Origin of the sequence: Pseudomonas putida, assembly GCF_028682395.1 — a bacterium.
GTDB lineage: Bacteria > Pseudomonadota > Gammaproteobacteria > Pseudomonadales > Pseudomonadaceae > Aquipseudomonas > Aquipseudomonas putida_AB.
Genome location: NZ_JANHLC010000007.1, coordinates 252,246 through 273,541, shown reverse-complemented (window position 1 = coordinate 273,541; position 21,296 = coordinate 252,246). Strand labels below are relative to the sequence as shown.

20 protein-coding genes and 1 riboswitch are annotated in these 21,296 nt (G+C 64.7%); of the genes, 5 read left to right on the top strand and 15 right to left on the bottom strand.

Annotation, left to right across the window (positions count from 1 at the left end):
- Window positions 1-180: 180 nt before the first annotated feature.
- Window positions 181-382: riboswitch (cobalamin riboswitch) on the top strand.
- A gap of 146 nt (window positions 383-528) precedes the next feature.
- From NPS46_RS18085 to NPS46_RS18065, 5 genes are read left to right on the top strand one after another with little or no spacing between them, the layout of a single operon-like run.
- Window positions 529-1,545: an ABC transporter substrate-binding protein gene (locus NPS46_RS18085; RefSeq protein ID WP_274109507.1), complete on the top strand. Its 1,017-nt coding sequence runs from the start codon at window positions 529-531 to the stop codon at window positions 1,543-1,545.
- 11 nt (window positions 1,546-1,556) lie between these two features.
- Window positions 1,557-2,555 (top strand): FecCD family ABC transporter permease, encoded by a 999-nt coding sequence (locus NPS46_RS18080; RefSeq protein WP_274109505.1) that lies wholly within the window; start codon window positions 1,557-1,559, stop codon window positions 2,553-2,555.
- Window positions 2,552-3,340 carry an ABC transporter ATP-binding protein gene (locus NPS46_RS18075; RefSeq protein WP_274109503.1) on the top strand — a complete coding sequence of 263 codons (789 nt, stop codon included), beginning with the start codon at window positions 2,552-2,554 and terminating at the stop codon, window positions 3,338-3,340. The genes NPS46_RS18080 and NPS46_RS18075 overlap by 4 nt, the downstream gene beginning before the upstream one ends.
- Window positions 3,341-3,356: 16 nt before the next feature.
- Window positions 3,357-3,800, top strand: a complete 444-nt coding sequence (locus NPS46_RS18070) for a pseudoazurin (RefSeq protein WP_425312760.1) — start codon at window positions 3,357-3,359, stop codon at window positions 3,798-3,800.
- A gap of 41 nt (window positions 3,801-3,841) precedes the next feature.
- Window positions 3,842-5,185, top strand: coding sequence for an OprD family porin (locus tag NPS46_RS18065; protein WP_337994239.1), 1,344 nt, complete (start codon window positions 3,842-3,844; stop codon window positions 5,183-5,185).
- A 9-nt stretch (window positions 5,186-5,194) separates the two neighbouring features.
- Here the strand turns inward: NPS46_RS18065 and NPS46_RS18060 are convergent, their stop codons facing one another.
- The 15 genes from NPS46_RS18060 to NPS46_RS17990 form a co-directional block, all read right to left on the bottom strand.
- Window positions 5,195-5,710 carry a GNAT family N-acetyltransferase gene (locus tag NPS46_RS18060; RefSeq protein ID WP_274109497.1) on the bottom strand — a complete coding sequence of 172 codons (516 nt, stop codon included), beginning with the start codon at window positions 5,708-5,710 and terminating at the stop codon, window positions 5,195-5,197.
- A gap of 1 nt (window position 5,711) precedes the next feature.
- Entirely contained in the window at window positions 5,712-6,935 is a 1,224-nt protein-coding gene (locus tag NPS46_RS18055; protein ID WP_274109495.1) for a sugar transporter, read from the bottom strand.
- Between the two features lie 318 nt (window positions 6,936-7,253).
- Window positions 7,254-7,544 carry a hypothetical protein gene (locus NPS46_RS18050; protein WP_274109493.1) on the bottom strand — a complete coding sequence of 97 codons (291 nt, stop codon included), beginning with the start codon at window positions 7,542-7,544 and terminating at the stop codon, window positions 7,254-7,256.
- 123 nt (window positions 7,545-7,667) lie between these two features.
- Complete coding sequence (locus tag NPS46_RS18045; protein WP_274109491.1) at window positions 7,668-8,192, bottom strand: DUF4174 domain-containing protein; 525 nt, start codon at window positions 8,190-8,192, stop codon at window positions 7,668-7,670.
- A gap of 180 nt (window positions 8,193-8,372) precedes the next feature.
- Window positions 8,373-9,158, bottom strand: a complete 786-nt coding sequence (locus NPS46_RS18040; RefSeq protein WP_274109489.1) for a cyclase family protein — start codon at window positions 9,156-9,158, stop codon at window positions 8,373-8,375.
- Window positions 9,155-10,156, bottom strand: coding sequence for an NAD-dependent epimerase/dehydratase family protein (locus tag NPS46_RS18035; protein ID WP_274109487.1), 1,002 nt, complete (start codon window positions 10,154-10,156; stop codon window positions 9,155-9,157). The genes NPS46_RS18040 and NPS46_RS18035 overlap by 4 nt, the downstream gene beginning before the upstream one ends.
- Entirely contained in the window at window positions 10,147-11,151 is a 1,005-nt protein-coding gene (locus NPS46_RS18030; RefSeq protein ID WP_274109485.1) for a fumarylacetoacetate hydrolase family protein, read from the bottom strand. The genes NPS46_RS18035 and NPS46_RS18030 overlap by 10 nt, the downstream gene beginning before the upstream one ends.
- Window positions 11,148-11,720, bottom strand: a complete 573-nt coding sequence (locus NPS46_RS18025) for a cupin domain-containing protein (protein WP_274109483.1) — start codon at window positions 11,718-11,720, stop codon at window positions 11,148-11,150. The genes NPS46_RS18030 and NPS46_RS18025 overlap by 4 nt, the downstream gene beginning before the upstream one ends.
- Before the next feature lie 14 nt (window positions 11,721-11,734).
- Window positions 11,735-12,535 carry an SDR family NAD(P)-dependent oxidoreductase gene (locus NPS46_RS18020; RefSeq protein WP_274109481.1) on the bottom strand — a complete coding sequence of 267 codons (801 nt, stop codon included), beginning with the start codon at window positions 12,533-12,535 and terminating at the stop codon, window positions 11,735-11,737.
- A gap of 15 nt (window positions 12,536-12,550) precedes the next feature.
- Window positions 12,551-13,141, bottom strand: a complete 591-nt coding sequence (locus NPS46_RS18015; RefSeq protein ID WP_274109479.1) for a malonic semialdehyde reductase — start codon at window positions 13,139-13,141, stop codon at window positions 12,551-12,553.
- A gap of 204 nt (window positions 13,142-13,345) precedes the next feature.
- The gene (locus tag NPS46_RS18010) at window positions 13,346-14,530 is read right to left on the bottom strand and encodes an MFS transporter (protein ID WP_274109477.1); all 1,185 of its coding nucleotides are present in this window, start codon (window positions 14,528-14,530) and stop codon (window positions 13,346-13,348) included.
- Window positions 14,520-17,012 carry an efflux RND transporter permease subunit gene (locus tag NPS46_RS18005; protein ID WP_274109475.1) on the bottom strand — a complete coding sequence of 831 codons (2,493 nt, stop codon included), beginning with the start codon at window positions 17,010-17,012 and terminating at the stop codon, window positions 14,520-14,522. Before NPS46_RS18005 ends, NPS46_RS18010 begins: the two co-directional genes overlap by 11 nt.
- A gap of 4 nt (window positions 17,013-17,016) precedes the next feature.
- On the bottom strand, window positions 17,017-18,138 hold the full coding sequence (locus NPS46_RS18000) for a WD40/YVTN/BNR-like repeat-containing protein (RefSeq protein WP_274109473.1): 1,122 nt from the start codon (window positions 18,136-18,138) through the stop codon (window positions 17,017-17,019).
- Between the two features lie 56 nt (window positions 18,139-18,194).
- Window positions 18,195-19,556, bottom strand: a complete 1,362-nt coding sequence (locus NPS46_RS17995) for a DUF1329 domain-containing protein (protein ID WP_425312759.1) — start codon at window positions 19,554-19,556, stop codon at window positions 18,195-18,197.
- A 22-nt stretch (window positions 19,557-19,578) separates the two neighbouring features.
- Complete coding sequence (locus tag NPS46_RS17990; protein ID WP_274109569.1) at window positions 19,579-21,195, bottom strand: DUF1302 domain-containing protein; 1,617 nt, start codon at window positions 21,193-21,195, stop codon at window positions 19,579-19,581.
- Between the last annotated feature and the right edge of the window lie 101 nt (window positions 21,196-21,296).

The following is a 21,296-nucleotide window of genomic DNA, read 5'->3' as shown; positions in this document are numbered from 1 at the left end:
CGTTATGAGCGTTTAGAAAAATATAATCTAAGGTTATAACCGGTTAGGCAGCAGCCAGCGCCAGCCCAGTCGCTGCGGGTACGGCTGGCGTAGCTCATTGCTTGAGGCCTGGCCAGATCAGAGCATTCTGATTCAGCGTCTAGCCGTTGGCCACGACGGTCGCCACGGGCACGCGATTCCTTTACCATGCCGCCCGCCGGTTTCCGAGAGGAACTAACAGGGAATCCGAAAACCTCGCCTCGAGTGTTTAAACGGAACTGCCCCCGCAACTGTAGGCGCCGAGTCCGCTCCATTAGCCAAGGCCACTGGGTTAACCCCCGGGAAGGCCGGAGCCGGGCCATGACGCGCCAGTCAGGAGACCTGCCGGCCCATGCAATTCAACTGACCGGCGGGGTGTCCGGGAGGGACATCCGCGTGCCGTTTTAGCGGCGCGCCGCGCTCTGCCCGCCTCCCATGGCGGCGTTCCAGGATGTGCTTTCCATTTCAGCGGCCCTGCCCCTGCACCTGCTCGAATGGAGATCGTCTTTGATGTCACTGCCCCGCCTTGTCGCACTGGCCGCCAGCCTCGGATTCAGCGCCCTGACGCTCGCCTCCAGCCACTATCCGCTGACCGTGGAAAACTGCGGCACTGCGCTGACCTTCGCCAAGGCTCCGGTCAGTACCGTCAGCATCGGCCAGGCCAGCACCGAGTTGCTCTACAGCCTGGGCCTGGGTGACAAACTGGTCGGGACTTCCCTGTGGTTCAACGAGGTCCTCCCCGAGTTCAAGGCACAGAACGCCAAGGTCGAGCGCCTAGCCGACAACGACCCCAGTTTCGAGGCCGTACTCGGCAAACGCCCGGACCTGGTGGCGGTCGACCTGGAATGGATGGTCGGCCCCCAGGGTGTGGTCGCTACCCGCGAGCAGTTCCATGAACTGCACATCCCCACCTACCTGCTGCCCTCCGACTGCGAAGGCAAGGACAACCTGGTCGGTGCCGACGGCACGCGCCTGGAGCCCTTTCGCATTGACAGCATCTACAAGAGCATCGAACAGCTCGCGGCGATCTTCGATGTCCAGGCCCGTGGCGAGGCCCTGATCGCACAGTCCAAGGCACGCCTGGCGGCAGCTGTCGCCAAGACCAAGACTGGTACTACGCCGGGCAAGGCGATTTCCGCGGCAGTCTGGTTCTCCAGCGCCGACCTGGATATCGACCCTTACATGGCCGGGCGTAAAGGCATTCCCGATTTCATGCTGAGCACCCTGGGTTTGCGCAATGTGATCGAGTCCGATGAAGAGTGGCCCACCGTCGGTTGGGAAACCATCGCCAAGGCCAACCCGACCGTCCTGGTGATCGCGCGCATGGACCGCCGCCGCTTCCCCGCCGACGATTACCGGAAAAAACTGGCGTTCCTCAAGTCCGATCCGGTCACACGCAATATGGACGCGGTCAAGCATGACCGCATCATCATCCTCGACGCCCACGCCATGCACGCCAGCACCCGCCTGTTCAGCGGCATCGAGGAACTGGCCAGTGCCGTCGAGCGCTTCAACCTCACGCCATGAATGCGCTGCGCATGCTTGCCAATGCTGTGTGGGTCAGCCTGATCCTGCTCGCGGCCATCACCGCCGGCGTGGCCATCGGCGAAACCTCGATCAGCCTGCCCGTGGTGTTCCAGGTGCTGGCGAACAAGCTCTGGGCCGCCGGCTATGTGCTCGATCCCATCGATGAAGGCATTGTCTGGAACTACCGCCTGACCCGCGCCATCGTCGCCGCAGCCTGTGGTGCCGGGCTGGCGATGGCCGGGGTGATTCTGCAGGCGTTGCTGCGCAATCCCCTGGCCGACCCCTATCTGCTGGGCATCTCGGCCGGGGCTTCGACCGGGGCCGTGCTGGTGGCGATTATCGGTGTGGGTGCCGGGGCGATCTCCCTGTCGGCCGGGGCGTTTATGGGCGCCATCAGCGCCTTTACCCTGGTCGCCCTGCTGGCCCGCAGTTCGAGCAATGCCGGGCAGATCATCCTCGCCGGGATCGCCGGCTCGCAGCTGTTCAACGCGCTCTCGGCCTTTCTGATTACCCAGTCGGCCAGCGCTGAACAGGCACGCGGCATCATGTTCTGGCTGCTCGGCAACTTGAGTGGCGTGCGCTGGCCGGCGGTCGCCCTGAGCGTGCCGGTGGTCCTGGCGGGCCTGGCCGTCTGCCTGTGGCATCGGCGGGCGCTGGATGCCTTTACCTTTGGCAGCCAGAGCGCCGCCGCCTCGGGTATCCCGGTACGGCGCGTGCAGATGGTGCTGATTGCCAGTGCCGCGCTGATGACCGCCGTACTGGTGTCGATCGTCGGCTCAATCGGTTTTGTCGGGCTGGTGATTCCCCATGCCGTACGCCTGCTGAGCGGGGTACGCCATGCCCGTTTGGTGCCCATCAGCGCCCTGAGCGGCGCGCTGTTTCTGATCGGAGCCGATGTCTTGTCGCGCACGCTGATCAAGGGCCAGGTACTGCCCATTGGGGTGATCACGGCCTTGGTCGGCGCGCCGGTGTTTGCGCTGATTCTGCTACGGGGGAAAAGGTCGCGATGAATAGCGCGTTAACGGTCGGCACGCCAGTGCTCAGCTGTCACGACCTGGGTTACCGGATACGCGGCACCTCCCTGCTGAGCGCGGTCGAATTGAGCGTCGAAGCCGGGGAAACCCTGGGCATTGTCGGCCCGAACGGTTCAGGCAAATCGACCCTGCTGCAACTGCTGGCCGGGATCAAGCCACCCTCCAGCGGTGAAGTCTGGCTCAAGGGCCAGGCCCTGGCCCGCCTGCCGCGGCGCGAGATCGCCCGCCAACTGGCGGTGGTCGAGCAGCACGCCGATACCGACGATGCCCTCTGCGTGCTCGACGCTGTGGAACTGGGCCGCACGCCCTGGCTCTCGGTCCTGCAGCCCTGGAGCGCCGAAGACGACAGGATTGTCGGCGAGGCCTTGGCTGCGGTGGATATGGCCCACAGGGCCGCCCGCACCTGGCACAGCCTGTCGGGCGGTGAGCGCCAGCGCGTGCATATTGCCCGCGCCCTGGCCCAGCGGCCGCAGATTCTGCTGCTGGACGAACCGACCAACCACCTCGATATTCATCACCAACTCAGCATCCTGAAGCTGATACGTACCCTACCGGTGACCACGGTGATCGCCCTGCATGACCTCAATCAGGCGCTCGCGTGTGATCGCCTGGCGGTGATGGAGCAGGGTCGGCTGGTGGCGCTTGGTCGCCCCGAAGCGGTACTGACCACGCAACGTCTGCTGGACACCTTCGGGGTCCACGGGCACTACCTGACCGACCCCGCCGATGGCGCGCGGGTCCTGCGCTTTCGCGCCCATTGATCAACCGTCTGGAGAAATCCCCGTGCGCTATTTCCCCCGCGCAGCCCTGATTGCGCTGCTGCTCTGCCCCCTGGCGCAGGCCGAAGTCCACGAGATAAAGATGCTCAATCGCGGCACTCAAGGAAGCATGGTCTACGAGCCGGATTTCCTGCGTATCGCCCCCGGCGATACGGTGCGTTTTGTGCCCACCCAGAGCGGCCACAACGCCGCCTCGATCCCCGGCCTGCTGCCCGCAGGCGTCGAGCCCTTCAAGAGTAAGATCAACCAGCCGCTGGAACTGACCCTCGAGCGGCCCGGACTCTATGGCATCCAGTGCAGTCCTCATGTGGCCATGGGCATGGTGATGCTGATCCAGGTCGGCGAGCCCATAGAGAAGACGCCCGCCCTCCCCGCCGAACTGGCCAAGCGGGCTGGCGAGCGCTTCAACACCATCGTCCAGCGCGAGCTATCAGCCCGCTGAGGGACGCTGCACGTCAATGCTTTGCAAGGAGCTTCACTGTGATCAGCCTCACTCGCCTGGCCCTGCCCCTGGCGCTATTGGCACCGGCGACCGCCGCCGTGGCGCAATCGGCCCAGGAACAAAGCCAGGGTTTTATCGAAGACAGCACCTGGAACCTGCTCAACCGCAGCGTCTATGACCAGCGCGACTATCGCCACGGGGCCCGCAACAGTGGCGCCCGCAATACCTACAAACCCCGCGCCGAGCGCAATGGCTACGCCGAAGAATGGGCCTACGGCCTGATGGGCACCTTCCAATCCGGCTTTACCCAGGGCCTGATCGGCGTGGGCCTCGACGCCCACACCTACTACGCCCGGCAACTCGACAGTGGTGGCGGCCGGGCCGGCAAGGCGCGCTTGCTCGGGCTCGACAACAGCGGCCACCCCAAGGATGAATTCGCCCGGGGCGGCGCTGCCATCAAGCTGCGACTGTCCTCGACCACGCTGACCTATGGCGAGCAACGGGTAAAAACCCCGGTGTTCAGTTCATCCGATAGCCGCCTGCTGCCGGAAACCGCCACCGGGCTGTTTCTCACCAGCCAGCAATGGTCCGGCGTGAAGCTCGTCGGCGGGCATTTTACCGAAAGCACCGACCGCAACGCCTCCAGCCATGACCAGGGGTTCGTGGTGAACTACTCCAACAGCCGCAAGGGCAATGCCTTCGACCTGGCCGGCGTGGTCTTCGACGGCATCCCCGGGCTGTCCACCAGCCTCTACACCTCGCGCTACGAAGACACCTGGAGCCAGCATTATCTGGGCAGCACCTGGCGCCATGAATTCAGCGGCACCCAGGCGCTGTCCCTCAACCTCAACCTGTACCGCACCACCGACTATGGCCAGGCATTGTCCGGGCAGATCGACAACACCACCTGGAGCCTGATGCCCACCTACACCCAGGGTGCCCATAGCTTCAGCCTGGGTTATCAAAAAGTGCATGGCAACACGCCGTTTGACTACGTGACACGGGGCGCGATCTTTATTACCAACGCCGTGCAGCTTTCAGACTTCAACGCCCCCAACGAACACTCCTGGCAAGCTCGCTACGACCTGGCCATGCAGAGCTTCGGAATGCCGGGACTGGTGCTGAGCGCCGCCTATGTGCGCGGTGCGGGGATCGACGGTAGCCATGTCGACCCGCGCGGTGGCTATGCCGACCTGGGTTACGGTAAAGGTGGCAAACATTGGGAGCGCGACCTGGAAGCCCGCTATGTGCTGCAGAGTGGTCCGGCCCGGGGCCTGGCGCTGTCGCTGCGGCACAACGTACACCGGGGCAATGCCGCCCAGGCCGAACTGGACACCGACCAGCTCCGCCTGGCCGTCGAATACCCATTGAGCGGGCGCTTCTAGCCGCCTGGCCTAGGCCTCGGCAACGCCCAGGGCGCGCTCCATATGGGTGGTTCGCCACACCGGATCATCTTCCACATCGACAATGGCAAAGCCCTGGCGGCGCCAGAATTCGATGGCGCCGGGCAGAAACGGATGGGTGTGCAGATACAACACCTGCACACCGGCACATTGCGCCTGTGCGGCCAGGGCCCGATACAACGCACGGGCCAGACCGATACCACGGCACCGGGGCAGGACAAACAGCCGAATGATTTCCACCACGTTGCGCCCGTCGTAGTCCAACTGGGCAAAGCGTTGGTCATAAGGCAGATAAGCAATGCTGGCGACTACTTCTCCCGCCTGGCGCGCCACCAGAAACCGCCCACCACCGTCTTGCAGGTACACCGCCGAAAACGCGGCCAGGTCAGGTGGCAATACCGATGCATCGAGCATCGGGAAAATCTGCGCGCGGCTGCGCATCACAAAGTCGACGGCGGCGCCGACTTCGGCGTGCCGAACCTCGCCGATCTCGATGCCCGCGAGCATCCTAGTGCCCGCCACCGGCTGGCGCTCCGACCACTGGCGCGGGTACGCCATAACGATAGGTGGTCAGCGCACACAGCAGCAACCCGGCCAGCGCCAACCCGCCACCCACATAGCCGATCTGGCCCAGGCCCATGCCCACCGTGACCACGCTGCCCAGCAAGGCGCCGCCACCGATGCCGATGTTGTAGATCGCCGAGAAGAGCGACATCGCCACGTCCGTGGCATCCGGCGCCAATGCCAGCACCCGGGACTGCAACACCAGACCAAAGCACATGATCGCCATGCCCCAGAACACGCTGATCACACCCAGGTAGCCAAACTGCCGGGCAAACGGCGCCAGCAGCAACAGGCACAGCGCCAGGACACTAATGGCGACCAGCAATAGCGCCCGGGGAAAGCGGTTGTTGAACAGGCTGAAGACAATCGACCCAAAGATCCCGGCACCACCGAACAGCAACAGCAGGATGGTCGTGGTCTCGCCGCTCAGCTCACCGATCACCTGGGTAAAGGGTTCGATATAGCTGTAGGCGGTGAACTGGGCCGTGATCACCAGCGCCGTCAGGCAATAGCACGCCACCAGTGCCGGACGTTTGAACAGCACCGGCAGGCTGCGCAGGGAACCGGAGTTCTGGCTCGGCAGCAGCGGCAGAGTGCGATAGAGGCACAGCAGCGTCGCCATGGCGGTCAGGCCGATGGCCAGGAAGGTGGTACGCCAGCCCAGCGCCTCGCCCAGCACCCGGCCCAGGGGAATCCCCAGCACCATCGCCAGCGATGTACCGGTGGCCAACAGGCCGAGGGCCTGGACTTGCTTGCCCGGCGGCGCGACCCGCACCGCCAGGGACGCCGTGATCGACCAGAACACCGCATGGGCCAGGGCAATGCCCACGCGGCTCGCCAGCAACATGCCGAAGCTGCTGGCCACGGATGAAACCAGATGGCTGACGACAAACAGCCCGAAGACAAAGATCAGCAATTTGCGCCGCTCGATATTGCGCGTCAGCAGCATCATCGGCAGTGACGTCAGCGAGACGATCCAGGCGTAGATCGTCAGCATCAGGCCGACCTGGGCCGTCGACAGCTCAAAGCTGTGGCCAATCGAACTGAGCAGGCCCACCGGTACAAACTCGGTGGTATTGAAGATAAAGGCGCCCAGCGCCAGGGCAATCACGCTGAGCCAACTGCCAGTGCCAGCATTGGGGTGGGGCATATTCGGGGCACTATTCATTCGACGGCAACGACACTCGAGGAGCCTGGCGGACACGGCGCAGACCAGCCAATACAAACAAAGGCCTGGCACCGGCACACAGGGCTCGGGATTGGGGCCCAGACACAAATAACCGCCGCACACTCACCCAGCGCTCGATGCTGCACCGGGCGCCGTGGACGTACGTCGATTATTGTGAGTATGGGGGACGACCAGCTGGGCCGGATTCTACGTGGCACCGGGCAGCGCCACAACCAAGCCGAGACTGCGCGTGTACCGGCTCAGGTAACGGCAAGGCTCACTCCGCGCGCCATTAGAACCTCGCGGGCAATGGCCTGATCAATCCTTGGCAGGCACTGCAGGGACCGACTTGACCGAGTTTTCACACTGTCTGGGCACACCCTTTGCCAATGCGGGGGTAATACCCGTCGCATATTTATTATTGTGAGTCACCAGATATAGCTGCCCATCGATACAGACCTTATCGATATCGAGTCTTGGAAAATACCCGGTTTTTATCGTCCCCCAGTTGTTGACCTCCTCTCTCTCCACGACCTTATCTGTCTCCACAACCTGCGCGGCCTGCACCTGAACCACCACCAGCAACAAACCCGCAAATAGCGCCTTCATCCATTGACTCCACGGCCTGAAATAATTGAGGGCACGTTCTATCGGCTTCCCCATTGGTTGTCCAGCGCCTGGGGAACTGGCAGAGGCCACACCGGCAGCCAGGGCCGCCGGGATCAGAGGGTTTCAGTCATCCAGTTGTTGCGGCTGCTTGCCCGGCTTGGCGGGTTTCTTGCCCGGTGCAACCGGGCTCGCCGGCTCGGTAGCCACCGGCGCTGCGGCGGCTTTTTCGCTGTCGGGGAACTGGTCGATGGCGCTGAACAGATCCTTCGGATCGATCGGCCCGGAATGTTCGAGGCGCTTCTCGCCGTCCTTGCCCACCACAATCACCTTGGTGTCAGCGCTGGCCCCCAGCTTGAGCTGGCGAATCAGTGCCATGGTGGTTTGCGGCTCCAGGTATTTGCCATCGCGCTGGCCAATGGTGTTGACCACGGTGTAGAGCACCATGTTGCGCTCATCGAAAGCCTGGCGATTGGCGGGCTCTTCCAGGGCTTTCTGCAACTTCACCAGGGTCGGGTCCAGGGTGCTGGGGGCTATCACGATCACCGGGCGATGCTGCCCCAGTTCCTTGGCCAGTGGGGCATCACTGTCGGCGGCCTGCAACGGGCCGGCAACCAAGAGCATGCCGAGGATCAGCGAGCGAATCTGCATGGGCGCCTCCTAGGGGCTGGTTCACAACGTCGAAATCAGTATAGGCAGCATCGAACCGGCCATCTGCCAGGCACGACCCTAACGTGGCAGATTGCCCGCTGAAACCTACGAATTTTCAACTAAATATGTCAGAACCCTTCGTACCCTCGATCCCTCGCAAGTTCCCGACAGCCCCGCCGTTCACTCCTCGAAGATCGCCACCGCACGGATAAAGCCGGCCGAAGCATGGCGGATCTTGTAGGGGAAACAGGAAACCAGAAAGCCATTGGCCGGCAGGCTCTCCAGATTCGCGAGCTTCTCCATCTGGCCATAGCCGATGTCGCGCCCGGCCTTGTGCCCTTCCCAGATAATTGAGGCATCGCCAGTGGCGGCAAAACGCTCACGGGTGTACTTGAACGGAGCATCCCAGCTCCAGGCATCGGTACCCACCACACGCACGCCGCGCTCCAGCAGGTACAGCGTCGCCTCCCGACCCATGCCCACCCCAGCCTCCAGATAACCCGGCTGGCCAAACAGGGCACCGGCACGGGTGTTGACCAGCACGATATCCAGCGGCTGCAACGTGTGGCCGATGCGCGCCAACTCAGCCTCGACCTGCGCCGCACTGACTACATCGCCATCGGGCAGGTGCCGAAAGTCCAGCTTCACCCCCGGTTGCAGGCACCACTCCAGCGGCAACTCGTCGATCCCGAAGGCTGGCTTGCCGCCATCGGTGGTCGAAGCGTAATGCCAGGGTGCATCCATATGGGTGCCGCTATGGGTGGTGATAAACAGCCGCTCGGCCGCCCACGATTCATCACCCGGCAACTGGGACTTCTCCAGGCCCGGGAACATCGCCTGCATCTCCGGCCAGCCTTGCTGGTGGTCGGTGTATTCGATGCGCGGCAACAAGGGTGGCGGGTCGCTGTAGGGGTTGTTTTCCAGGGTCACGGACAGATCTACCAGGCGGCGTCGGGTCAGGCTCATGGGGTGGTTACTCCAGCAGATTGATTGCGCACGCGAGCACTGCGCGCGGTGGGCGAAGGGCCGAGGGCATTGCGGATCAGCGCGGCGGCGGAGCCGTCATGGCGAAATCCCAGCGCCCGGGACTGGGGCGTGCTCATGGGCGGGTAGCGCCCGAACAACGCTTCCAGGGCCGGCTCCGGGGCAAACTCGATCAAGGCGCGCCGTTCCTGCCCGTAGGCCGTCGCCAGGGCGTCGATCACTTGCGCAATGGACAAGCGCAGCAACGGCAATTGCCAGATCCGTGGCGCCCCCGGTGCGACGCTGTCGAGTTCAGCGGCGTGCAGCAGGTTGTCGACGCAACAAGCCAGCGACATCCACCAGGCCTGGGCCTGGGCCGAGACCGGGCAGCTGTAGGCCTGGCCGGCGGCAAAGGCCTGCATCAAGTCGCTCATAAAGGCCGAGCGCAGGCCATTGGGCTCGCGTGGCCGCGCGACGATGCCAGGCAAGCGCACGGCGCGGCCATCGATCTCGCCGCGCCGTGTCAGGTCCACCAGCGCCAACTCGACCATGCGTTTATGCGCCGCATAGGACAAGACCGGGCTGGGCACCGCGCTTTCGCTCATGCGCGCCGGCAGCTCGCTGCCGTAGACCGCCACGCTGCTGGCGTACACCAGCAGCGGCCGGCGCGCCAGGCCGCGCAGTTGGTCGAGCAACTCCAGGCTGGCCTGTAGATTGACCTGATACCCCAGCGTGTAGCGCTCTTCGGCGGCGCCGCCAGGAATACTGACCAGGTGGAACACCACGTCGACCCCATCGGCCAAGGCCCGACGCAGTGCGGCAGCATCGGTGACACTGGCACGGTGCCGGCGCAAGCGCGGGTCCTCGGGCAGGCCCTGCAATTCCATATCCAGCGCCAGTACCGCGCTGATGGTCTGCCCACGCAACTGCCCAGTCTCCAGCAGGCGCCGGACCAGGGCCCGCCCGACAAAGCCATTGGCTCCCGTCACCATCACACGCATGGCGCGACTCCCTGTGGAGTGGCCGGGACCACACGCTGGTCGATAGCCCCGAAAATCGCCTGGCCGCCAGCGTCCAGCACTTGCATGCGCACCCGGTCGCCAAACTGCATAAAGCGGCTGCGCGGCGCACCGTGCTCGATCATCTCGATGGCGCGGCGCTCGGAAATACACGCCGAGCCCACGCTGCGATCACGGTTGGACACGGTGCCGGAGCCGATCAAGGTGCCGGCGCCCAAGCGCCGCGTCAGCGCGGCATGGGCGACCAACTGGTGAAAACCGAAATGCATGGCCGAGCCATGGGGGTGGCCAAACCACTGGCCATTCCACTCGACCTTGAGCGGCAAGTGCACCCGGCCGTCGCGCCAGGCGTCGCCCAGTTCATCCGGGGTCACTGCCACGGCGGCAAAGCTGGTGGACGGCTTGGCCTGGATAAAACCGAAGCCGCTGCGCATCTCCCTCGGCCCCAGGGCCCGCAGGCTGACATCGTTGACCTGCAACACCAGCTTGATATGCCCCAACGCGTCCTCGGCCGTGCAGCCCATCGGCACGCCATCGAGCAGCACCGCGAACTCGCCTTCGAAGTCGATGCCATACTGCTCGCCCGGCAGGGGAATGTCCTCGCGCCCGCCGAGAAAATCATCGCCGGCGCCCTGGTACATCAACGGGATCTGTTCGACATCGTCTATCGGGTCGAGCCCAAAGGCCTTCTGCATCAACTCGCCATGGCTCAGATACGCCGAGCCGTCGAGCCATTGATAGGCACGGGGCAAGGGCGCCATCGCCATGATCGGGTCAAAGGCAAAGGCATCAGCCGCCTCACCCCGCTCCAGAGCATCGGCCAGGTGTTGCAACAACGGCTCGACCCGGGCCCAGTCTTCGATGGCCTGTTGCAGGGTCGCGGCGATGGCTGCCGCCGACACGGCCCGTTGCAGGTCACGGGACACCAACAGCAGGCGCCCGTCGCGGCTGCCATCTCGATACGTAGCGAGCTTCATGGTTCGATCCCCTGCAACTCGGCGGAAAAGCGCCCGTCGAGCAGGATAAAGACCATGCGCGCCATCGCTTCGGTGCGGTTGCTCCAGGCATGGTTGGTGCCGCGCTGCACCACGATATCGCCGCGCTTGAGGTGCACTTCGTCTTCGTCCAGCACCAGCCAGACCTCGCCCTCGGTGACAATGCCGTAGTCCAGGGTCTCGGTGCGGTGCATCAGTTTGTGCCGTGAGTCGGCGTGGCCGGTGCCGGCATGGGCCTGGCCGATTTCGGCAAAGGTCGCCGCCGCCTGCGCGTCACTGACCTGGTTCTGCACGCTGTCAGGCGGGATATCCACCACCCGAATCAGACTGCCCAGGGGCTCCGGGCTCAGTTGCAGGGGTTTGTCGGTCGGGTCGGCGGCGTTATCCAACAATGCCGGGCTGGCACCACTGTTCCAGATTTCATGGAACACGGTGCCGGGCACTGCCTTGAGCGGGAAGCTGTTGGGGGTTGTGCCACTGGACGCGACCCAGGCCTGGCCCTGACGGTTGTGGCCGGTGACCACGCGCTTGAATTCGGGGAGTAGTTGCATCGTTTGTTCCTCGCTTAATTGCCGTCGCCGATGGTCGTGCCACCGTCGACGATAAGATTCTGTCCGCTGATAAACGCCCCGCCCGGAGCCGCCAGCAGCAACGCCAGGGCCGCCACTTCGGCAGGCTGGCCAACCCGGCGCAAGGGCGTCAGGGCCAGTCGGCGTTGCAACACCTCGGGCGCATCGGTGAGCGGACGGGCGAATTCGGTCTGGATCACGCCGGGGCTGATGGCATTGACGCGGATGTTCGCCGGCCCCCACTCCACCGCCAGGTTGCGTGCCAGCTGGGCCAAGGCCGCCTTGGATAAGCCGTACAGGCCCAGGCCGCGATTGCCGCGCACCCCGGCGATGCTTGCCATCAGCACCACGCTACCTCCGCCGTGCGCGGCCATGCCCGGTAGCAGGGCATTGGTCAGCCAGACCGCGCTGCGCAAATTGACCGTCATGGTCAGGTCCCACTGCGCCGCGCTGGCACTGGCCAGTGGGCCCATATGGGGGGCCACGCCGGCATTGCAGACCAGCACATCGAGGCGGCCAAATCGCGCGAGCACGGCGGCGGCCAGCGTCTCGACGGCCTCGGGATCACTCAGGTCGGCGGGCAAGGCACTGGCGAGCAGCCCGGCATCGGCCAGCTCGGTGACGACGCGCTGGCAATCCATGGCGCTCTCGCTGCTGATCAGCAGATGCGCCCCGGCGCGGGCATATTCGCGGGCAATGGCCAGGCCAATGCCACGGGTCGCGCCGGTCACCAGCGCGACCTTGCCGGCCAGGGAAAACAGCGGATTCAAGCCTGAATCGGCCGGTGAATGGATCATGGCTGCCCTCCCGCCTCAGAGCACGTGACAAGCAGTGGCGAAATCCAGACGCGGGCCCGCAGGGCGCAACCGACTGACATCGCCATAGCCCAGGCTGCAGAGAAAGTTGCTCTGCCAGCGGCCATCCGCAAAGAACTCGCGGTCGACCTGGGCCGGATCAAAGCCCGACATCGGTCCGCAATCGAGCCCCAGCGCCCGCGCGGCCAGCATCAGATAGGCGCCTTGCAGGCTGCCATTGCGCAAGGCCGCCACCCGTGCCGCCTGAGGGTTGTCGCGATACGGTGCGCCGGCGTCATAGATCGGGAACAGCTCGGGCAAGTGTTCGTAGAAGCGGCTGTCGTAAGCGACGATCACCGTGACTGGGGCCTGGAGCATTTTTTCGCCGTTATGGCCCTTGAGCGCCGGCAATAGGCGCTGCTTGGCGGCGGCGCTGCGCACAAACACAAAACGCGCCGGGCAGCAGTTGTTGCTGGTGGGCCCGTGTTTAAGCAGGTCGTAGAGTTGTTCCAGTTGCTCGACGCTGATATCGCGGTCAAGCCAGCCATTGTGCGAGCGCGCGGTGCGAAACAGTTGGTCGAGCACTTGTGTGGAGAGTTCGGTGTTCATGATGGTTCTCTTGAAGGTCCAGGCTCGTCAGCGATTTTCGGGAAGACCAACGCCTGGACATAAATAAGCTGGCGCACCCGTTCACCAGTGCTAAACAAACCGTGTGCGAATGCCCTACCCCTTCACGGCATGTTCCAGCGATCAGCCGCTCGGCGACGCGATGGGCGCGATGGAACATCTGTGCCGGCAGGGCAACCTCCACGGTTATTCGTTGGCCACAGCCAGGCGCGGCGTGGCCGGCACCGCCAGGCAGGCGAACGCCACCAGCAGTTGCAGACCGCCCAGCACCGTCAGCGCCAGAGGCAAGGCGGCACTGGCGCCACCGGTCATGGCGAGCACCACCAGCGGGCTGGCGAACTCGCCAGCGAAGATCGCCGCAGTAAATCCTCCCGCCGCCCGGCCCCGTTGGTTGAAGTCGACCTGGGCCATGATCGAGGTGATCAGGGTCGGCAACATCAGCCCGATGCCCAGGCCATTGACGGTGACCGCGACCACCACTGCGCCATGGCTTTGGGCCGAAGCCATCAACAAGCCACCGCCGCCGGCCAGGACAAAGGCCAGCCACAGCAACCGCGCGGTCCGCCACCTTGCCAGCAGGCGAAACCCCAGGGCGCCGGCCAGGACGCCGAGCTGGTTGGCGCCCATGGTCATGCCGATCTGCTGCGGTGCATCGATCTGCAGCAGGTTCAACAGATAACCGGCCTGCACTGGCACCACGAACAGACTGAGGCCGGCCAGCACCGCCAGGCCGTAGAGCGGGGCCAGGCCGCGCCAGGGAAAAGCCCGCGCCGCCGTGGCCTGTACCGCGGTGGTTGCAGCCACGGGTTCCCAGAGCCAGCGGGCCATCAGCGGCAAAAACAGCAGCCCCACCGCGTACAACGCAAACGGCGTGCGCCAGCCGTGTTCGCCCAGTGCCCCACCCACGGCCATGAAAATCGCCGCCGACAACGACGTCGCCACCATTTGCAAGGCAAACAGCCGCTCCCGGCGCGCCCCCTGGTAGTAGTCGCCCATCAGGGTGGTGCAACAGGTCATGATCGCCGCCTCCGCCAAACCGATACCGGCACGGCTGAGGACAATCGCCGGCAGCGACTCCAGCCACAGCGGTAACAGCCCGCACAGGCTGTAGAGCAGCATGGCGCCCAGCAGCAGCGGCTTGCGCCCGAGGCGGTCGGCAATCACCCCGGCAAACGGGGCCAGCAATGCAATCACCAAGGCTGGCAACGTCAGCGCAATGGGCACCAGCACCGTGGCACCGGGGGTCTCGATAAAGTGCGCCTGCATGCGTGGCAACACCGGCGCCAGCAACACGGCCCCGAGTACCGGCAGACAACTGCCGAACAGCAGCAACAACGATTGCGGCAGGCCCGCCTGGCGATTAGCGTCCATTGAGCATCTCCAGGGTCAGGTTGTGCGCCTCGCGACGCGTCGGGACAGGCGGCGGTGTGGCACGTGCCCCGCTCGCCTCATCGGCCGGGACTTCGGCGGTTTCGCGCGGGCGGCTCGGCAACAGGAAGTACGCCAGCGCCGGCAGCAGGATCAGCGCACCGACCATGTTCCAGACGAACATAAAGGCCAGCAGAATGCCCATATCGGCCTGGAACTTGATGGGCGATAGCACCCAGGTGCCGACGCCGATGGCCAGGGTCACGCCGGTCAGCATCACCACTTTCCCGGTGAACAGCAGCGCGTGGTAATAGGCCTCAGACAGGCTTTCGCCCTGGCGCAGGCGCGCCAGCACAATGCTCATCACATACAGCGCGTAGTCGACGCCGATGCCCACGCCCAGGGCGATCACTGGCAGGGTGGCGACCTTGACGCCAATGCCCAGGGCCACCATCAATGCTTCGCAGAGGATCGAGGTCAGGATCAGCGGTAACACCGCGCAGAGCACCGCGCGCCACGAATGGAACGTCACCAGGCACAGCAGGATCACCGCGCCATAGACCCACCAGAGCATCTCGTGGCTGGCCTGCTTGACCACGATGTTGGTGGCCGCCTCGATCCCGGCATTGCCGGCGGCCAGCAGGAACTGCGCCTTGTCGCTGTCGTTCTCGGCGGCAAAGGCCTGCACCGTATCGACCACCCGCGTCAGGGTGTCGGCCTTGTGGTCGGCCAGGTAGGTGTAGAGCGTGAGCAGGCTGCAATCCTCGTTGTAGAGCCCACGCGGCGCACCGGCGGTGATCATGTTCAGGGTCGCCTGGTTATTGAGTAGCTCGTACCACTTGGGGTTGCCTTCGCTCAGGCCGACCAGCACCCGGCGATTGAGCAATGCCAGGGAGTTGGTCGAGTCGACGCCCTCCAGGGCGCGCAGTTGCCAGTCCAGGCGGTCGACCCGGCGCAAGGTGTCGTAGTCCGAGCAGGCGCCGACCGGGGTCTTGACCATCACCGCGAAGACATCGCTGCTGGCGCCGTAGTGCCCGGTCATAAAGGCGTTGTCGAGGTTGTAGCGCGAATCGGCGCGCAGCTCCGGGGCCCCGGGATCAAGGTCGCCGACCTTCAATTGCAGGCTGACCAGGTAGCCGCCCACCGCCAGCACAGCGGCCACGGCCACGCTCAGGGTTGCCCACTTGCGCTGGGTGAACAGGTCGAGAAAACGCCACATCGGGTGCTTGGCCCCACCCGCCTCATCGCGTTGTTCGCTCTTGAGGCTGCGCAGGGCCGCACGCGGGCTGACGCCCAGATAGGACAGCAGGATCGGCAGCAGGATCAGGTTGGTGAAGATCAGCACGGCCACCCCGATGCTGGCGATGATCGCCAGGTCCTGGATCACCTGGATATTGATGATCATCAGCACCGCAAACCCCACCGCATCGCAGAGCAGCGCCGTGAGGCCGGCGAGAAACAGCCGGCGGAAGGTGTAGCGGGCCGCAACCTGCTTGTGCACGCCGCGACCGATGTCCTGCATGATGCCGTTCATCTTCTGCGCGCCATGGCTCATGCCGATGGCGAACACCAGGAACGGCACCAACACCGAGTACGGGTCCAGTTCATAGCCGAGCATGGGCAACAGGCCCAGTTGCCAGATCACCGCCACCATGGAGCAACTGACCACCAGCAAGGTGCTGCGCACGCAGCGGGTGTACCAGAACAGCACGACGGTGGTGATCAATAGTGCGGCGGCGAAGAACAGCAAGATCTGCTCCAGCCCCTCGATCAGGTCGCCGACCACCTTGGCGAACCCGGTGATGTGGATCCCCAGGCTATCGCTCTGGTATTGCTGGCGCAGGTCTTCCAGTTGCCGGGACAGGCGCGTGTAATCCAGCGGCGTGCCGTCGGGCGCGGTGGCCAGCAACGGTACATAGATCATGCTGGACTGCTGGTCGAAGGCCACCAGTTGGCCGATCTCGTTGGACCGCTCGACGTTGCGCTGCAACGCCGCCAGGCTCGCGGCATCGCCGTTGTAGCCATCGGGAATTACCGGGCCGCCTTCGAGCCCTTCCTCCGTGACGCCGACCCAGCGGGTCGCGGGCGTCCAGAGTGACTTCATAAAGGCCCGGTCGACACCCGGCAGCAGGTAAACCTGGTCGTTGAGCTTTTGCAGTTGCGCCAGGTACTGCGCGTCGTAGATCGAGCCCGTCTTGTTCTCCACGGCAATGCGCACCGCATTGCCCAGGCCGGCCAACTGCTGGCGGTGTTCCTGGTAGTTGAGGATGTAGGGATGATCGCCGGGGATCATTTTTTCGAAGCTGGCATTGAGCTGCAGCCGGGTCGCTTGCCACCCCAGCAACAGGGTCACCGCCAGGCAGATCAACAGGACCAGGCCACGATGGTTGAACAGGGCCCGTTCAAGCAGCGAACCTGATCGAGGGTCGAAGTCGCTCAACCGGCTGAGCACCGGCTGGGGCTGGGTAGGGTTCGGGGCTTTCATGGTCTTACTCCACTGCAACGTGCGCAGGACTGCGGGATAAAGCGTTGGCCACCGGCATGGACAAGCGCGCGGTACCAGCGAAGCCGACGCCAACCAGGGCGCCGTCCGCGGCGGGCGCCACGGCAATTAATGGAGGGCCGGGCGGGCTCGGCAACGGCTGCAGCCGGGCACTGCCCTCCTCACTGCGCAGCAGGCCGCCCGCCTGGTTGAGCCAGTACACCTGCGAGCCGACACGGGCGGCGGCCCCCAGGGAAACCGGCACCGGATTGTCCAGCGCCTCGAAGTGCTCGCCCTGGTCGCGCGAACGAAACAGCTTGCCGCGCAACCCACCCACCAACAGCGCACCGTCGGCCTCGAGTGCGAGACTGAAGTAGCTGCCTTCATAGGGGCTCGCCAAGGTCTCGAACGACTCGCCGCCATCGCGCGAACGCAGCAGCAGGCCCTGCTCACCCGCCAGGTAGAACGTCGCGCCAGCCTGGCCCACGGCATACAGGTGCAGACCCTGGGCATTGGGAATGCGGCCCATCCAGGACTGCCACGTCTGCCCGCCATCGCGGGTCGCCAGTGCCAGGCCATAGGCACCGACCACCAGGCCGTGGCGTGCATCGCTGAACTGCAAGGCCAGCCAGGGTTTGTCCGGGCCATCGGCGACCAGGCGCTCGGCACTGGCCAGGCGCCGCTGCGCACCCTCGGTGGAAGCCGCGAGAGCCGCCTGGGCGGCCGCCAACTCCAGGGCGGCGGCCTGGCGGCCATCGAGTTGCAGCGTCCAGCTTTCACCGCCATCGGTGGAGTGCAGGACCACCCCGGAGTGGCCGATAGCCCAGCCTTGACGCGCATCGACAAACTGCACGGCGGTCAGGGTCACGCTGACCGGCACCTGGACCTGGCGCCACTGGCCTCCGTTGTCATCGGACAGCAGCAACACGCCCCGCTCGCCCACCGCCACCAGCCGGTCGCCGGCACGGGTCACGGCCAGCAACACCGCGTGACTGGCCTGGCGGGTCATGGCGCTCGGTTGCGCCAGTACATCGGTCGCCGACGTCGCGTCGGCGGTAAAAACAGGCAACAGCAAGGTAAACAACAGCCCGCTTGCAAATCGGGTCTTGGGGTTGAAACGACGGGCCATCACGCCTCTCCTCGATTGGAAGCGCCCGTACCCACGGGCGCAGTTGGCGGTGGGCTCTAGCGCACGCCCTCGGCCGCCATGGCGTCACCGGTGAAGACCGAGTCCTTGTAGGCCGGCATCACGCGGTACTGGTCGTTTTTGCCGGCGAAGATATCGCCGGTAAACCAGGAACCGGAGATCAGGTCGTAGAAGCCGTTGGTCACGGTCACCACACCCGGCAGGTCGGGCAGCACCACGGGCGTGGTCCAGAGCACCTTGGCCAGTTGGCCCTGGGCGTCATAGCGTTCGCCAAGTACCGCGGCCCAGGTGTCCTCGTCCAGGTAGTAGGTGCTTTTTGGCAGCACATGGCGCTTGCCGGCGGTCAGGTTCGCCTCGACCACCCAGACCCGGTGCAACTCCCAGCGGATCGACTCGGGATTGAGGTGGTGCTTGCCGAGCAGATCGGTGGCCGATGCGGCGGTAAAGACCTTGTTGGAGTTGTAGGGGATGTACAGCTCCTTCTTGCCCACCAGCTTCCAGTCGAAACGGTCGATGCGACCGTTGAACACATAGAGTTCGTCAAAGCTCATCACCCCGGCCGTGGCCGGTGTCGGGGTGTCGCAGCAGCCATTGGGCAGACGCCGGACCCGCCGCTGTCCCGGCAGGTAGGTCCAGACCGCGGCCTTGTCGGCATCGATGTTTTCCCGCCCGGTAATGGCCTCGCCGGCGCGCAGCGGGGGGCCGTCGTTGACCATGCGGATCATCCAGAACACCCCGTCCTTGCTGGTGCCACCCGGTAGGTACCAGGGCATCTGGTAATCGGCGCGGGAGTCGTTGGTCAGCACCGGCTTGCCGTCGGCGGTGACCAGGTACTGGCTGAAATTGGCCTGCCAGGATGCTGCGCGCCAGCGGGTCAGGTGGTTCCAGATGGCCTCGGCGCCGCTCTGGGGAATCGGGAAGGGAATCCCCCCGGCCGCGTTCTGCGGTTGCGGGCCGCTGGCGCTGTCGACCAGCTTGCCCTCGGTGGCGTTTTTCAGGGTGCTGTCGTACACCGCTTGCGGCGCGGCAGCGGTGCGGTGGGTCGGGTAGACGTCCAGGCGGTAAGTGTCCGGGTACTTCTTGAGCATCGCCTTGACGCCCTCGGACAGCTGGTCGGCGTACTGCGCCATGTTCTGCGCGGTGATGGTGTAGAGCGGCTTTTCACTGGCGAACGGATCGCCGCGCTTGCCGCCCGGGGTGTAGCCCGGGTCGACCCGGGTGTAGCCGCCATCCCAGGCCGGGATGGTGCCGGCGCTGTTACCGGCACGCTCGGCGCCCAGGGGCGTGAGGGTGGTCTTGAGCTTGGCGGCCTCGTCGGCCGACACGGCAGCCCAGGCACCCTGGGCGATCAACAGCGAAGCGGCCAGCGCGGTCAGCATGGCGGCCATGGGTGTACGCATAGACATAGTGTGATCCTCTGGCTCAGAAAGTTCGGCTGACGGAGAACGCGACGAAATCCCGGTCTTTAAGCGCCTGTTCGAAGGTGTAGTTGTTGTTTTGATCGAGGAAGGTATTGGTCGGGCCGTAGTAGTGGGTGTACGTCAGGCCCAGGTTCCAGGCATTGAGGTAGTTGCCCTTGATGCCGATGTTCAGATCACCGCCACGATTGGCGCCAAAACCGGTGCCCAGTGCCGAAGAGGCCCCGTGGGTGTAGCTCGCGCCCATGGGAATGCTCAGGTCGAGGCCGGAGAACGCCTGGCGGTACATCGGTTCGTAGACCATCCGCAGGCTCCAGGCATCGCGGTCGGCATTGGGGTCGACGGCGTCCGGGTTGCGGGTCACGCTGAGCGTACGGTTCCAGGCAATCTCGCCAAGGAAGCTGGCTTCCTGGGCGACCACCGAGGGCTCGAGGCTGGCCAGCCACGAGAAGTTGGCGTGCAGAGTGTGGCCGGTGGCGTAGAGCGGGTCATCGGCGTTGTTTAGCGCCTCGCCGACCGCCAACGCATGCTGGCTGGTGGAAGCCAGTGGCTGATGCCAGCGGGTCGACACTTCACCGGCCAGGTTGTAGTTGCCCACGGTGGTGGAGAAGCTACCACCCACCGCTTCGATGCCTTCGGGATACAGCCAGTAGTACTCGCCGGCCTTGCCCGAGAGCGGGTCCAGATGGGCAAAGTCAGGGCGCACATTGAGCTGCGGCGACTTGTCGTGGAAGCGGATCGCATACAGGCCCCAGTCCACGGTATTGCCACGGATGCGCAGTTGCACACCGCCCTGCCCCGAGTCTTTCGCGTCCTTGTCCTTGCCGTGGTAGAACGCCAGCGGCTGCGCACCCGGGAACAGCGGCGCACCGATAAACATCCGCTCGTTGCCATCGCCAAACGTGTCGGAGCTGGAGAAGTAGCTGCCGGCCGCCGGCAGGCGGTTGGCTTCCCACTCGAACTGGTAGTAGGCACCGAACGAAATATCGTCGGTCAGTTGCACCTGCCCGGAAATTTGCTGGACCGGACGAATCAGCTCCTTGAACTGGGTATTGGGCACGGAGAGCCCCTTGACCACATCAATCGGGGCCATCCCGCCGGCGATGCCGTTCATCCCGTAAAACAGGCTTTCGCCCCACTGCATGGCATAGCGGCCCACGCGCCCGGAAATGGCGTGGTCGCCAATTTCGCCACGGCCGTAGACAAAGGCATCCATCAGCTCGCCCTTGCGCCCGTGCAGTGTGCGGGTGTCGTCGGTGAAGTGGTCGGCGTCGACCGAGTAGCTGTTGACCCGCCCCGCCGAGTCATTGTCATTGCGTTTGTTGTAGACATCGTCGTACCAGGCGGCACCACTGATGCGGGCGCCGACGTTCTGATAGCTCAGGTCGAACTCCGAGAACAGATCGAGGCGATTGGAAATCAGCCCCTTGTCGAAATTGCGGTCACCATCGTCCTGGTTCAGCGCGGTCTGGCCTTCGGTCAGCTTGTCGTCCTGGCCGTGGACACGCCAGCCGGCGCTGTATTTGAGGGTGTTGTCCCAACGCAGGCGCAGGTCAGGGTTGCCGGAGTCGAACTCGAACGCCTGGGCTGTGGAGCCCAGCATGCCGAGCATCGCGGCCATTAAACCGAGGGCAAAGGGAGGGCGTCCGCCGCGCAAGGCGGCAGAGTCGATACGTGCCATGGAGAAACCTCTCTGTTGTTCTTGTTGTCAGTTTCGTTACG

What these genes read in the sequence shown, in the direction of transcription:
- NPS46_RS18035 (WP_274109487.1), bottom strand. Translation starts at nt 10,156, where the DNA reads ATGCGTGTGATGGTGACGGGAGCCAATGGCTTTGTCGGGCGGGCCCTG.
- NPS46_RS18055 (WP_274109495.1), bottom strand. Translation starts at nt 6,935, where the DNA reads ATGAATAGTGCCCCGAATATGCCCCACCCCAATGCTGGCACTGGCAGT.
- NPS46_RS18015 (WP_274109479.1), bottom strand. Translation starts at nt 13,141, where the DNA reads ATGAACACCGAACTCTCCACACAAGTGCTCGACCAACTGTTTCGCACC.
- NPS46_RS18075 (WP_274109503.1), top strand. Translation starts at nt 2,552, where the DNA reads ATGAATAGCGCGTTAACGGTCGGCACGCCAGTGCTCAGCTGTCACGAC.
- NPS46_RS18025 (WP_274109483.1), bottom strand. Translation starts at nt 11,720, where the DNA reads ATGCAACTACTCCCCGAATTCAAGCGCGTGGTCACCGGCCACAACCGT.
- NPS46_RS18020 (WP_274109481.1), bottom strand. Translation starts at nt 12,535, where the DNA reads ATGATCCATTCACCGGCCGATTCAGGCTTGAATCCGCTGTTTTCCCTG.
- NPS46_RS18030 (WP_274109485.1), bottom strand. Translation starts at nt 11,151, where the DNA reads ATGAAGCTCGCTACGTATCGAGATGGCAGCCGCGACGGGCGCCTGCTG.
- NPS46_RS18050 (WP_274109493.1), bottom strand. Translation starts at nt 7,544, where the DNA reads ATGAAGGCGCTATTTGCGGGTTTGTTGCTGGTGGTGGTTCAGGTGCAG.
- NPS46_RS17990 (WP_274109569.1), bottom strand. Translation starts at nt 21,195, where the DNA reads ATGGCCGCGATGCTCGGCATGCTGGGCTCCACAGCCCAGGCGTTCGAG.
- NPS46_RS17995 (WP_425312759.1), bottom strand. Translation starts at nt 19,556, where the DNA reads ATGCGTACACCCATGGCCGCCATGCTGACCGCGCTGGCCGCTTCGCTG.
- NPS46_RS18040 (WP_274109489.1), bottom strand. Translation starts at nt 9,158, where the DNA reads ATGAGCCTGACCCGACGCCGCCTGGTAGATCTGTCCGTGACCCTGGAA.
- NPS46_RS18045 (WP_274109491.1), bottom strand. Translation starts at nt 8,192, where the DNA reads ATGCAGATTCGCTCGCTGATCCTCGGCATGCTCTTGGTTGCCGGCCCG.
- NPS46_RS18080 (WP_274109505.1), top strand. Translation starts at nt 1,557, where the DNA reads ATGCTTGCCAATGCTGTGTGGGTCAGCCTGATCCTGCTCGCGGCCATC.
- NPS46_RS18010 (WP_274109477.1), bottom strand. Translation starts at nt 14,530, where the DNA reads ATGGACGCTAATCGCCAGGCGGGCCTGCCGCAATCGTTGTTGCTGCTG.
- NPS46_RS18085 (WP_274109507.1), top strand. Translation starts at nt 529, where the DNA reads ATGTCACTGCCCCGCCTTGTCGCACTGGCCGCCAGCCTCGGATTCAGC.
- NPS46_RS18005 (WP_274109475.1), bottom strand. Translation starts at nt 17,012, where the DNA reads ATGAAAGCCCCGAACCCTACCCAGCCCCAGCCGGTGCTCAGCCGGTTG.
- NPS46_RS18000 (WP_274109473.1), bottom strand. Translation starts at nt 18,138, where the DNA reads ATGGCCCGTCGTTTCAACCCCAAGACCCGATTTGCAAGCGGGCTGTTG.
- NPS46_RS18060 (WP_274109497.1), bottom strand. Translation starts at nt 5,710, where the DNA reads ATGCTCGCGGGCATCGAGATCGGCGAGGTTCGGCACGCCGAAGTCGGC.